This window comes from Plantibacter sp. AC185 (assembly GCF_979258065.1).
The window spans coordinates 2,621,296-2,633,536 of the sequence record NZ_OZ409831.1 but is presented as its reverse complement, the minus strand read 5'-3'; the positions used below and the strand labels follow the sequence as shown (position 1 = coordinate 2,633,536).

11 protein-coding genes are annotated in these 12,241 nt (G+C 69.9%); 8 read left to right on the top strand and 3 right to left on the bottom strand.

The genetic code is table 11. The features are described from left to right. Window positions 1-23: 23 nt before the first annotated feature. Window positions 24-1,643 (top strand): phosphoglucomutase (alpha-D-glucose-1,6-bisphosphate-dependent), encoded by a 1,620-nt coding sequence (pgm, locus tag ACZZZB_RS12480; protein WP_079706448.1) that lies wholly within the window; start codon window positions 24-26, stop codon window positions 1,641-1,643. Between the two features lie 131 nt (window positions 1,644-1,774). Here pgm and ACZZZB_RS12475 read toward each other — a convergent pair whose 3' ends face one another. Further along, a complete protein-coding gene (locus tag ACZZZB_RS12475) occupies window positions 1,775-2,626 on the bottom strand; it encodes a M15 family metallopeptidase (protein WP_463529837.1) in 852 nt (283 codons plus the stop codon). Window positions 2,627-2,707: 81 nt separating this feature from the next. Here ACZZZB_RS12475 and ACZZZB_RS12470 point away from each other — a divergent pair, with 81 nt between their 5' ends. From ACZZZB_RS12470 to ACZZZB_RS12455, 4 genes are all read left to right on the top strand, one after another. Beyond that, window positions 2,708-3,802 carry an alpha/beta hydrolase gene (locus ACZZZB_RS12470; RefSeq protein WP_463529836.1) on the top strand — a complete coding sequence of 365 codons (1,095 nt, stop codon included), beginning with the start codon at window positions 2,708-2,710 and terminating at the stop codon, window positions 3,800-3,802. A gap of 109 nt (window positions 3,803-3,911) precedes the next feature. Next, complete coding sequence (locus ACZZZB_RS12465) at window positions 3,912-5,705, top strand: MDR family MFS transporter (RefSeq protein ID WP_137244142.1); 1,794 nt, start codon at window positions 3,912-3,914, stop codon at window positions 5,703-5,705. 304 nt (window positions 5,706-6,009) lie between these two features. Continuing rightward, a complete protein-coding gene (locus ACZZZB_RS12460; RefSeq protein WP_463529835.1) occupies window positions 6,010-7,458 on the top strand; it encodes a GH1 family beta-glucosidase in 1,449 nt (482 codons plus the stop codon). A 137-nt stretch (window positions 7,459-7,595) separates the two neighbouring features. Further along, window positions 7,596-8,609 carry a LacI family DNA-binding transcriptional regulator gene (locus ACZZZB_RS12455; protein WP_463529834.1) on the top strand — a complete coding sequence of 338 codons (1,014 nt, stop codon included), beginning with the start codon at window positions 7,596-7,598 and terminating at the stop codon, window positions 8,607-8,609. 78 nt (window positions 8,610-8,687) lie between these two features. Here the strand turns inward: ACZZZB_RS12455 and ACZZZB_RS12450 are convergent, their stop codons facing one another. Further along, the gene (locus tag ACZZZB_RS12450; protein WP_202939789.1) at window positions 8,688-9,554 is read right to left on the bottom strand and encodes a DNA-methyltransferase; all 867 of its coding nucleotides are present in this window, start codon (window positions 9,552-9,554) and stop codon (window positions 8,688-8,690) included. A 70-nt stretch (window positions 9,555-9,624) separates the two neighbouring features. Between ACZZZB_RS12450 and ACZZZB_RS12445 the strand changes: the two genes are divergently transcribed. The 3 genes from ACZZZB_RS12445 to ACZZZB_RS12435 all read left to right on the top strand — a co-directional run bounded on the left by ACZZZB_RS12445 (window position 9,625) and on the right by ACZZZB_RS12435 (window position 11,532). Further along, window positions 9,625-9,918 carry a GNAT family N-acetyltransferase gene (locus ACZZZB_RS12445; protein ID WP_071260637.1) on the top strand — a complete coding sequence of 98 codons (294 nt, stop codon included), beginning with the start codon at window positions 9,625-9,627 and terminating at the stop codon, window positions 9,916-9,918. Window positions 9,919-10,071: 153 nt separating this feature from the next. Further along, window positions 10,072-10,992 (top strand): polyphosphate kinase 2, encoded by a 921-nt coding sequence (gene ppk2, locus ACZZZB_RS12440; protein ID WP_085513630.1) that lies wholly within the window; start codon window positions 10,072-10,074, stop codon window positions 10,990-10,992. A 39-nt stretch (window positions 10,993-11,031) separates the two neighbouring features. After that, window positions 11,032-11,532 carry a hypothetical protein gene (locus ACZZZB_RS12435; RefSeq protein ID WP_138945476.1) on the top strand — a complete coding sequence of 167 codons (501 nt, stop codon included), beginning with the start codon at window positions 11,032-11,034 and terminating at the stop codon, window positions 11,530-11,532. A 72-nt stretch (window positions 11,533-11,604) separates the two neighbouring features. Here ACZZZB_RS12435 and ACZZZB_RS12430 read toward each other — a convergent pair whose 3' ends face one another. After that, entirely contained in the window at window positions 11,605-12,150 is a 546-nt protein-coding gene (locus tag ACZZZB_RS12430) for a HEAT repeat domain-containing protein (RefSeq protein ID WP_079706438.1), read from the bottom strand. Window positions 12,151-12,241 lie beyond the last annotated feature (91 nt).

Here is a 12,241-nt window from a genome sequence, read left to right as displayed (position 1 = left end):
GTCGTTGCTGCCAGACTGGTGCGATGAACGATCGCGCAGGTACCCCCGCCACCGAAGCAGATCTGATCGACGTCCCGTCGCTCATCGACGCGTACTACACGCTGAAGCCGGACGTCTCGATCCCCGAGCAGCGGGTGGTGTTCGGCACCTCCGGCCACCGCGGCTCCTCGCTGAACACCGCGTTCAACCAGGACCACATCGCCGCCACCACGCAGGCGATCGTCGAGTACCGCGCGAGCCAGGGGATCACCGGGCCGCTCTTCATCGGCTCCGACACCCACGCGCTCAGCGGGCCGGCGCAGACGACCGCCCTCGAGGTCCTGGTCGCCAACGGTGTGCGCGTCCTGGTCGACGAGTTCGACGACTTCGTGCCGACCCCTGCGCTCAGCCACGCGATCCTCAAGTACAACGCCGAAGGCAACGGCGACCAGGCGGACGGCATCGTCGTCACGCCCAGCCACAACCCGCCGGCCGACGGCGGCTTCAAGTACAACCCCCCGCACGGCGGACCTGCCGACTCCGACGCGACCTCCTGGATCGCGAACCGCGCCAACGAGCTCATCGCCGGTGGGCTGCACGACGTCAAGATGGCGGAACCGTCTGCCGTCGAGACGTACGACTTCCGCGGCAACTATGTCGACGACCTGAAGCACATCATCAACCTCGACGCCATCAAGCGCAGCGGGATCCGCATCGGTGCCGACCCCCTCGGCGGTGCGAGCGTCCACTACTGGCAGGCGATCGCCGACCGCTACGAGATCGACCTCACCGTCGTGAACCCGCACGTCGACCCGGCCTGGGCATTCATGACGCTCGACTGGGACGGCAAGATCCGCATGGACCCGTCGTCGCCCTCCGCCATGGCGGCGCTCGTCGCACGACGCGACGAGTTCGACCTCCTCACCGGCAATGACGCCGACGCGGACCGCCACGGCATCGTCACGCCCGACGCCGGGCTCATGAACCCCAACCATTACCTCGCCGTCGCGATCGACTACCTCTACGCGAACCGGCCGGGTTGGCGCGAGGACGCAGCCGTGGGCAAGACCCTCGTGTCGTCGTCGGTCGTCGACCGCGTGGCCGAGTCCCTCGGACGCCGCCTCTGGGAGGTCCCGGTCGGCTTCAAGTGGTTCGTTCCCGGTCTCGTCGACGGCTCGGTCGGCTTCGGTGGCGAGGAGAGCGCCGGCGCGAGCTTCCTCCGCTTCGACGGCTCGGTGTGGACCACCGACAAGGACGGCATCCTCCTCTGCCTGCTCGCCGCCGAGATCCTCGCCGTGACGGGCAAGACCCCTTCGGTGCTCTACCGGGAGCTGACCGAGCGCTTCGGCGACCCCGTGTACGAGCGCGTCGACGCCGCCGCCTCGAAGGAACAGAAGGCGCGGCTCGGCAAGCTCGACGGCGACGCCATCACGGCGACCGAGCTCGCCGGCGACCCGATCGTCGCGAAGCTCAGTCACGCGCCGGGCAACGACGCGGCCATCGGCGGCGTCAAGGTCGTGACCGAGCACGCGTGGTTCGCCGCGCGTCCGTCCGGCACCGAGGACGTCTACAAGATCTACGCCGAGTCGTTCAAGGGCGCGGAGCACCTCAAGCTCGTCCAGGCAGAGGCGAAGCAGATCGTCGACGCCGCCCTCGGCGCCTAGGCGGCCGACGCCTCGACGGGCTCGGTGAGCGGACACACGCTCGCCGAGCCCGTCGTCCGAGCCTGTCGAGGGACGAGCTGACCCCCCGTCCCTGAGCCCGCTTTGCCCCGGTCCCTGAGCCTGTCGAAGGGCTAGTTCAGGTACCCGGGAGCCGCCGGGAGTCCGAAGAACTCCTCGAGCGTCGTCACGCCAGTGTCGTGCATCTCGGTCGCGAGCGGCACACCGATGTAGCGGTAGTGCCATGGCTCGAACGAGAAGCCGGTGACGTCGACCTTGTCGGCCGGGTACCGCAGGAGGAATCCGAAGCGGTAGGCGTTCGCGGCGAGCCACTGCCCCTCCGCCGTGTCGCCGAAGCAGGTGTTGAGCGAGCAGTTGCCGCTCTCGGCACCGATGTCCATCGTCCAGCCGGTCTGGTGCTCGCTGTAGCCGGGGCGCGCCGTCGTCGAGTCGTCGGGTTCACTGTTGTACACCGACACCTGGCTCGAGTAGCTGCGGTACGCGCTGTTCGAAGCCAGCGACAGGCCGGCCTCTGCCGAGGCTGTGTCGAACAGCTGCACGATCGCGGCGGCGGCCTCGGCACGCAACAGCGGGTCCCACGTGTGGGCGACGGGGACGGACACGAGGTCCGGTGGTGTGTAGTCGACCGGGTTCAGCGGCCGGGTCTTGTTGACGACCACCCACGGGCTCAGCGGGTCGTCGATCGAGTAGGCGGCCTTGTCGAACGCCGGCGGGGCTGGGGGCGCGACCGGAACCGTCTCCGTCGGCGTCGGCGTGGGGGTCGGCGTCGGGGTGACGGACGGGGTCGCGCTCGGTGTCTTCGTGGCGGCGGCCGGGGTGGGCGTGGCGCCGCCGGCGATGTTGACGACGAGCACCACGAGCAGGATCGCGAGCGCGGCGGCCAGGACGCTCAACGCGATCACGCGGTTGCGTCGGACGCGCCGCGAAACCGGGCGTCGGTGGGAGGGCTGGTGGGCTGCGGTCACACGTCGAGCCTAACCGCGACACGGCGCATGCGCCTCTGCCACACTGTCGACAGGCTTGCACACCGGACGAGGGGCCCGACCATGACCGCAGGGACGCCAGCACACCACGCGCCGACGCACCGGAAGCGCCCGCGGTTCCGTCGCCTCCTGACCGCGGCCGCCGTCGTGGTCGGTCTCGGCCTCGCCGTCGCGGTCATCGCGGCCATCACCCCGTGGCCGTCCGCGCTCCTCATCCGCTCGGTGTTCGAACGCGGCGGTGCTGCGACGGTCGCCGAGATGGAACCGTACGTCCCGGACACGAAGCTCACGGAGTTCCGCGACATCGCGTACGCGGCACCGAGCGGCGGCCGGCCGCAGGTGGACACCACCCTCGACGTCTTCACCCCAGCGGACGGCACCGAACCGCTGACCACGATCGTCTGGATCCACGGCGGCGCCTGGATCTCCGGCGAGAAGGGCAACGTCGAGCCCTACCTCCGCATTCTCGCGGCTGAGGGGTACACGACGATCGCGGTCAACTACACGATCGCTCCCGAGGCCGTCTATCCGACGGCCGTGAACCAACTCAACGACGCCCTCGCGTACATCTCGGAGCACGCCGCCGAGTGGAACGGGAACCCGGACCGCCTGGTGCTCGCGGGCGACTCAGCGGGATCGCAGCTCGCCAGCCAGCTCGCCGTCCTCACGACCAACCCCGACTACGCGACGCTGTCGGGCATGACGCCTGGTATCGACGCCGACCAGCTCGTCGGGACGATCCTCAACTGCGGGGTCTACGACCTACCCTCGATGGCTGAGCTCGACGGCATCGGCGCCTGGGGCCTGCAGACCGCCCTCTGGGCCTACGCGGGCACCAAGGACTGGTCGGAGACGTCGACCGGTGCGCTCATGTCGACGATCGACTTCGTCACCGCCGACTTCCCGCCGACCTTCATCACGGGCGGGAACGGCGACGCCCTCACCTGGCTGCAGTCGGTCCCGATGAGCAGGGCCCTCGAGGACGCCGGCGTCGACGTCACGAAGCTCTTCTGGGCCGCGGACCACGAGCCGGCGCTCCCCCACGAGTACCAGTTCCACCTCGACCTCGACGACGCCCACGTGGCACTCGCGGCCACCCTGGACTACCTCGCGGCGCTCGACGCGAACCTCGACGCAGCGCCGACCACCACGCCCTGACCGAAGCGGTTGCCGCGGAACTTGCGCCGGGTGTAAGTTTGCACACTACGCAAAATCCCCAACGTCGGTGCGCCTGCAAACCGGCGCGCCCAGAGTCGAACGAGACCGCATGTCATCCAGTTCCCCCGCCTCGACCGAGCCGTCGGGATCCGCCCCCGTCCTCAGCCACCGGCAGATCCTCTTCATCATCTTCGGCCTCATGGCCGGGATGTTCCTCTCCGCGCTCGACCAGACCATCGTCGGCACCTCGATGCGCACGATCGCCGACGACCTCGACGGCATGGCCCTCCAGGCGTGGGTCACCACCGCGTACCTGATCACCTCGACCGTCTCGACGCCGATCTACGGCAAGCTGTCCGACATCTTCGGCCGCCGCCCGCTGTTCATCATCGCGATCTCGATCTTCCTCATCGGCTCGCTCCTCGCCGGCATGTCCGGTTCGATGTACGAGCTGGCGATCTTCCGCGCCATCCAGGGCCTCGGTGCCGGTGGCCTCATGGCCCTGCCGCTGACGATCATGGGTGACATGCTCGCCCCGCGCGAGCGCGCCAAGTACCAGGGGTACTTCCTCGCGGTCTTCGGCGTCTCGAGCGTCATCGGCCCACTGATCGGCGGCCTGTTCGCCGGTGCCCCCGAGCTGCTGTTCATCACCGGTTGGCGCTGGGTGTTCCTCATCAACCTGCCGATCGGCGTCATCGCGCTCGCGATCGTCCTCCGCTTCCTGCACATCCCGCACACGCGCCACAGCGTCCGCATCGACTGGTGGGGTGCCGCCACGGTCGTCCTCGCCGTCGTGCCCCTGCTGCTCGTCGCCGAGCAGGGCCGCATCTGGGGCTGGGCCTCGGCCGGGTCCATCGCCTGCTACGCCATCGGGGTCGCCGGCATCATCGGGTTCATCCTCGTCGAGCGGGCCATGGGCGACGACGCACTCATCCCCCTGAAGCTGTTCAAGAACTCGACCTTCCGGGTCGCCACGATCCTCGGTGTGCTCGTCGGGTTCGGCATGTTCGGCGCCATGATGACGGTGCCGCTGTTCCTGCAGCTCGTCGAGGGCGCGACGCCGACCGAGTCCGGTCTGCTGATGCTGCCGATGATCCTCGGCCTCATGATCTCGTCGATCGCGAGCGGCCAGATCATCGCCCGGACCGGCAAGTACAAGGCGTTCCCGATCGTCGGCACCTTCCTGCTCCTGAGCGGCTTCTTCTACTTCAGCTTCGCGACGGCGGACAAGCCGGTCTGGTGGATGATGGGCGGCATGCTGCTCGTCGGCCTCGGACTCGGCCAGCTGATGCAGACGCTGACGATCGCCAGCCAGAACGCCGTCGAGGCACGCGACATCGGGGTGGCGACGAGCTCGTCGACCTTCTTCCGCCAGATCGGTGGAACGTTGGGCACGGCCGTCATCTTCTCCGTGCTCTACACGCGACTCCCCGACACGATCGGTGCGGCGTTCAAGGACCCGACGCTGCTCGCGAACGCCCAGGCTGCAGCACAGGACCCTGCCGTGCTCTCCGATCCCGCCAACAAGGGCATCCTGGACGTGCTCTCCAAGGTGCAGTCCGGCGGCTCGGCCGGTTCCGCGCTCGACGGCGACACCTCGTTCCTCGTCGGTGCGAACCACGACCTGGCCGCGCCGTTCCTCACGGGATTCGCGGATGCGACCGTGACCGTGTTCTGGGTGAGCTTCGCGGTGGTCGCCGTCGCGTTCGTGCTGAGCTGGTTCCTCAAGGCGCCGCCGCTGCGGGCGAAGTCCGCGCTGCAGGAGCGCACCGACGCCCAGGCTGCGGAGGACGCCGAGGACGAGTTGTCGCTCGCCGCCCAGCGTGCCGCCGAGCTGGCGGGGTCGCAGCTGTCACCCGACACCGCGAGCAACCGCGTCGTCGATCCCTCCGCCCGTCGCTGACCGTCGTTCGTCGGTTCGCCAGCGCACCGCGCTGACGTGAGCGCGGGGTGACCGCCGCCAGCGCACCGCGCTGACGGGGTCATCCGGGTGCCAGCGCGGTGCGCTGACGTGACCGCTGTCGAATCGGCGTCACCGCGGCCCCAGCGCGTGAGCGCGCCCCTCCGGAGGGGCGCGCTCACGCCGCAGACCCGCGCTCGCGTCAGCGCACCGCGCTGGCGCCACACCCCACCGACACCCGACACCAGCATGAGAGCGCTCTCAGCAGGCGATAGCATGGGCGTGCACCCAGCCACGAGGAGCTTCGATGACGCACGCCCCCCAGCCCACCACCCGTCCGGCCCTGATCCTGCCGCCGTTCCTCTGGGGTTCCGCCACCGCGGCCGCCCAGGTCGAGGGAGCAGCACACGAGGACGGCAAGGAGGACTCCATCTGGGACGCCTTCGCCCGGGTGCCCGGAGCGATCGCCAACGGTGACGACCTCGAGGTCGCCGTCGACCACTACCACCGCACCGCCGGCGACATCGCGATCATGTCCGAGCTGGGCCTCGACGCCTACCGCTTCTCCACGAGCTGGGCGCGCATCAAGCCGGGCGACCGCGACGTCAACCCCGCCGGCCTCGACTTCTACAGTCGCCTCGTCGACCAGCTCCTCGACGCCGGCATCCTCCCCTGGCTCACCCTGTACCACTGGGACCTCCCGCAGGCGCTCGAGGAACAGGGCGGCTGGACGAACCGCGACACCGCCCTGCGCTTCGTCGACTACGCCGAGGCGACCTACGAGGCGCTCGGCGACCGCGTCCGGCACTGGACGACGTTCAACGAACCGTTCTGCTCCTCCTTGCTCGGCTATGCGGTCGGCGTGCACGCACCCGGCCGACGCGACGAGGCCGCCGCACTCGCCGCCATCCACCACCAGCACCTGGCCCACGGCCTGGCGACCACGCGCCTCCGCGAGCTCGGCGCCGAGCAGATCGGCATCACCCTCAACCTGACGAACGCGATCCCGGCGGACCCCAACGACCCGGCCGACGTCGACGCCGCCCGCCGCGTCGACGGCATCATGAACCGCATCTTCCTCGAACCGATCGTCCTCGGTGCGTACCCGGCCGACGTCGCCCAGGACCTCGAGGGCCTCGGCCTCGACACGCTCGTCCACGACGGCGACCTCGAGACCATCTCCGCCCCGATCGACTTCCTCGGCGTCAACCACTACCACGACGACCTCGTGTCGGGTCACCCCGACGACTCCGGCGCCGACGGCGGCCACTCCGGTGCGACCGAGCGCGAGGCCGGTTCGCCGTGGCTCGCCTCACCCGACATCTCCTTCCCGAGCCGTGGACTCCCGCGCACCGCGATGGACTGGGAGGTGCACCCCGCCGGCCTCCGCACCCTGCTCGTCCGGCTCGACCGCGAGTACCCGACGCTGCCGCCGCTGTACGTCACCGAGAACGGCGCGGCCTACGACGACGTCGTCGCGGAGGACGGCCGCATCCACGACGTCGACCGCGACGCCTTCATCCAGGACCACATCGACCAGGTGGAACTCGCGATCGCCGACGGCGCCGACGTGCGCGGCTACTTCGTCTGGTCACTGCTCGACAACTTCGAGTGGGCGTACGGCTACGACAAGCGGTTCGGCATCGTGCGGGTCGACTACGACACGCAGGAGCGCACGATCAAGGACAGCGGACTCGCGTACGCACGCCGCATCGCCGCCTCGCGTGTGGTGCCCGCAGTGGCAGAGCTTCCCTGACGCAGGAACACTCCGGCGTGTCGCGATCGAGGGGCCGCGACACGCCGGCCACCTCCTGAGGAGCGGCACCGGCCACGGACGTCCAGACGCCCGGCGATACACTGCACTCGACACGCTCACCCGCTCGGAAGGGGACGATGATGCAGTCCGGTCAAGGAGCCCCCACGCTCGAGATGGTGGCGGCACGCGCAGGCGTCTCCCGCGCGACCGTGTCGCGCGTCGTCAACGGCTCGCCGAAGGTCACGGCCGAGGTCGTCGCGGTCGTGAACGAGGCGATCGCCGCGCTCGACTACGTCCCGAACCGCGCCGCTCGGTCGCTGGCCTCCCGCCGGACCCAGGTCATCGCACTCGTCGTCCCGGAGTCGACCGCCCGGGTGTTCTCGGACCCCTTCTTCGCGTCGGTCGTGCAGGGCGTCGCGCTCGAACTGGCGGAGACCGACTACACGCTCAACCTCCTCATCGCGAGTGAGGCGAACTCCGAGAAGACCCGTCGCTACCTGCTCGGCGGCAACGTCGACGGCGCGCTCGTCGTGTCACACCACAGCGGTGACCACTCGTACACCCGACTCGGCCGGGAGCTCCCGATCGTGTTCGGCGGTCGCCCCATGGGTGCCGACGTCGTCGACAGCACCTACGTCGACGTCGACAACGTCGAGGGCGCGAGGACCGCGGCTCGCCACCTCGTCGAGGCCGGCCGGACGCGGATCGCGACGATCGCGGGCCGTCAGGACATGCCGGGTGGGGTCGACCGACTCGCCGGGTGGCGTGCGGAGCTCGAGCTCGCGGGTCTCCCACACGACCTCGTCGAGGTGGGCGACTTCTCCCCCGCCGACGGCGCTGCCGCGATGCGGCGTCTCCTCGCGCGCGGCGTGCCCATCGACGGACTCTTCGCCGCGAACGACCAGATGGCCGCCGGCGCCTACTCCGTCATCCGTGAAGCCGGCCTGACGATCCCCGGCGACATCGCCGTCGTGGGCTACGACGACGACCGCTACGGCGAGACCGCAGCGCCGCCGCTCACGACGATCGCGCAGTCGCCCGTCGACCTCGGTGCCGAGATGGCGAGGGTGCTGGTCCGTCGCCTCGCCGGCGAGCCGGTCGAGCGCGTCACGATGATGCCGACCCGCCTCGTCCCGCGCGCCTCCGTCTGACCCTCCCCGCCAGCCCGCGAACTGTCACCAGACGACAGTCCCGGGCGCAGCGACTGTGCTGAACTGACAGTTCGCGGCCTAGGAGAGGCGGGCGCGGATGATCTCGATCGCCTGCGGGTTCTCGTCGACGAGGACGTACCGACGGCCGAGCGCCTTCGCGACCGCCCCCGTCGTGCCGCTGCCGGCGAAGAAGTCGAGCACCCAATCGCCCTCGCGGGAGGACGCCTGCACGATGCGACGCAGGATCCCTTCCGGCTTCTGCGTCGGGTAGCCGGTCTTCTCGCGACCGGTCGGCGACACGATCGTGTGCCACCAGACGTCGGTGGGCAGCTTGCCGCGTGCCGCCTTCTCCGCGGTGACGAGCCCGGGCGCCATGTAGGGCTCGCGATCGACGGTCGCGTTGTCGAAGTGGTACCCCTTCGGGTCCTTCACATAGACGAGGATCGTGTCGTGCTTCGTCGGCCAGCGGCTCTGCGCCTTCGCGCCGTAGTCGTAGGCCCAGATGATCTCGTTGAGGAAGCACTCCCGGCCGAAGAGGGCGTCGAGGAGCACCTTCGCGTAGTGCGCCTCGCGGTAGTCGAGGTGGAGGTAGAGGGTGCCGTCGGCGGCCAGGACGCGCCAGGCCTCGACGAGGCGCGGCTCGAGGAAGCCCCAGTAGTCGTCGAAGGCGTCGTCGAAGCGTCGGAGGTCGCCGCGGATGCGCTCGTACGCCTGCCCCTTGAAGCCGGCGAAACGGTTCACCCCCGTCTCGGCCGTCCGCACCGAGGTCGAGGAGTGACGACGCTGCACGCGGCCGGTGTTGAACGGCGGGTCGAGGTAGATGAGCGTGAACGACTCGTCGGGCAGCCGCGCCACGACGTCGAGGTTGTCGCCCTCGAGGACGAGGTCGGGGCCGTCCGGGGTCCATCGCAGCGGCACTTCATCGGCTGCTGCGGCGAGGGACATGTGCCTATTCTGGCAGTCCGCCGCCCGCACACCCGGGAAGGAACGATCGGCCCCGCGCGTTGTACCGCGTATGACCACGGAGTTCGCCAACGAGACCGATGCCCAGCGCTACACCATGCACGTCGACGGCCAGCTGGTGAGCGTCGTCGACTACCGGATCTCGGGCGACTCGATCTCGTTCCCCCGCACCTTCACGACGCCGCCGTTCCGCGGCAAGGGGTACGCGGGCGAACTCGTCGCCTACGCGGTCGACGACGTCGAGCAGCACAGCGACCGTCGGATCGTCCCGATGTGCTGGTACGTGGGCGAGTGGTTCGACGCGCACCCCGAGCGGCAGGACCTCCTCACCCGTTCCGCCGGCTAGCCTCCGTTCACAACTCAGGGGCACTCCGGCGCGTCGCGATCGGAGGCCCGTCCTCGGCGCTGACACGCCGGACGCGTCCTGAGTTGTGAACCGCCACCAGCGCGTCACCCACCGGCCACCTGGCGGTTACGCACGGGGACTAGCGTCCCGACCATGCAGCAGCTCGTCTCGCACTACGCCCCGCCACCCGCACTCGACCAGGTCGACGGCTACCAGGTGGTCGACGTCGACGACGACGACCCCATCCTGCTCGACGCCGCCGGCAGCCACATCGACACGTGGCGCGAGGGCTACCCGTACGCCGAGCGCATGTCGCGAGAGCAGTACGAGAGCGACAAGCGACTGCTCCAGATCGAGCTGCTGAAGCTGCAGAACTGGATCAAGGCGAACGACCGTCGGCTGGTCGTCGTGTTCGAGGGACGCGACGCGGCCGGCAAGGGCGGCACGATCAAGCGCTTCACCGAGCACCTCAACCCGCGCGGCGCCCGCGTCGTCGCGCTCGAGAAGCCCACCACCCGCGAGTCCACGCAGTGGTACTTCCAGCGCTACGTCCAGCACCTGCCGGCCGCCGGCGAGATCGTGCTGTTCGACCGGTCCTGGTACAACCGAGCGGGCGTCGAACGCGTGATGGGGTTCTGCACCCCGGCGCAGTACGACGAGTTCATGCGCCAGGCCCCGCTGTTCGAGCAGATGCTCGTCGGTGACGGCGTCGACCTCGTGAAGTTCTGGTTCTCCGTCTCCGCCGACGAGCAGCGCACGCGCTTCGCGATCCGCCAGGTCGACCCGGTGCGGCAGTGGAAGCTCTCCCCGATGGACCTGGCCTCCCTCGACAAGTGGGGCGACTACACCCGCGCGAAGGAGGCGATGCTCGAGGCGACGGACACCGCGGACGCCCCGTGGACGATCGTCAAGAGCAACGACAAGAAGCGCGCCAGGGTCGAGGCGATGCGGCATGTGCTGCACCGCTTCGACTACGACAACAAGGACCACGAGGTCGTGGGCACGCCCGACACCAACATCGTCGGGCCCGCGGCCTCGGTCTACGAGCGCGGCGAGCGCAACGTCGGCGACTGAACCGGACGCCGGGCCGCAGCGCCCGCTATCCTCTGGATCATGCAGCCGAATCCGTCGCCGTTGCGACGCCTCACCTCGTCGAGCGCGATCTACGGCACCGTCGTCTACGCCGGCCTCGTCGGTGCGTCGAGCGTGTACGAGGAGGACGACGTCGAGCAGGTGCTCATCACGAGTGCGCTGACCCTCATCGTGTTCTGGCTCGCGCACGTCTACTCGGCCGCCCTCGCGCACCACGGTGACGACCGACATGAGGCGCTGGTGACGCTCGGAGCGTCGATCAGGCACGGGTTCCAGGAGTCGTCCGGGATGCTCCTGTCCGCCGTCCTCCCGACGATCCCGCTCGTGTTCGGCGTCGCCGGTGTGCTCAGCCACGAGCACGCCGTGATCCTGGCGTTGCAGGTGTCCACGCTGATGCTCTTCGTGCTCGGGTGCGCGGCGTTCGTGGTGCGCGGGTCACGCTGGTGGTGGTGTCTCCTCGGCGGTGTCGCGACGGCCCTGTTCGGGATCGTGATCATCCTGCTCGAGGCCGGCACCCACTAGTCCGGCCCGCGACGGGTCCCGAATGGCCGGTGCCGAGCGTCCGGGACCGACCGTTCGGGTCCCCTCGCGAGGTCAGCGGCGAGCGGCGAGCGCTTTCGCGGACTGCTGCGCGGCGCGACGGACCTCGCGGTCGGGGTCGCGGAGGAGCGCCTCGAGGAGCGGCTTGGCGTCCTCACCACCGACGACGGCGAGCGCCCGGGCTCCGGCAGCGCGCACACGGGCGTGGTCGTCGCTCAGCAGTGGTGCGATCGCGGCGACGTCGCCGATGCGGCGTTCGGCGCAGACGCGTGCGGCCATCTCGCGGACGCGCCAGGCCTGGTTGCCGAGTGCTCCGACGACGGGCGCGGTCGCCGAGTCGTCCCACACGTGCAGCAGGGCGCGGGTGCCCCAGAGCTCAGGCCAGTACAGCGCGGGCGCTCCGCCGAGGATGCCCTCGGCGTGGTGTCCGCCGACGACGCGGAGGAAGTCCTCACCCTCGTAGCGACCGGCGAGGAGGGACACGCAGCGTTCGACGACCCGGGTCTCGCTCTCGGCGGCCACCGCGTCGGCGAGCCGCTGCTCGAGGGAGGCCTGCGTGGCGGGAGTCGACGGGTCGGGTGTCTCGTTCTGCGCTGTCATCGTCCCCCCACCCTAGCCCGCGAGCTGTCACCAACGGTGGGTGATACAGGCCCACACCCGCCGCTGGTGACAGTTCGCGGGCTGCGGCAGG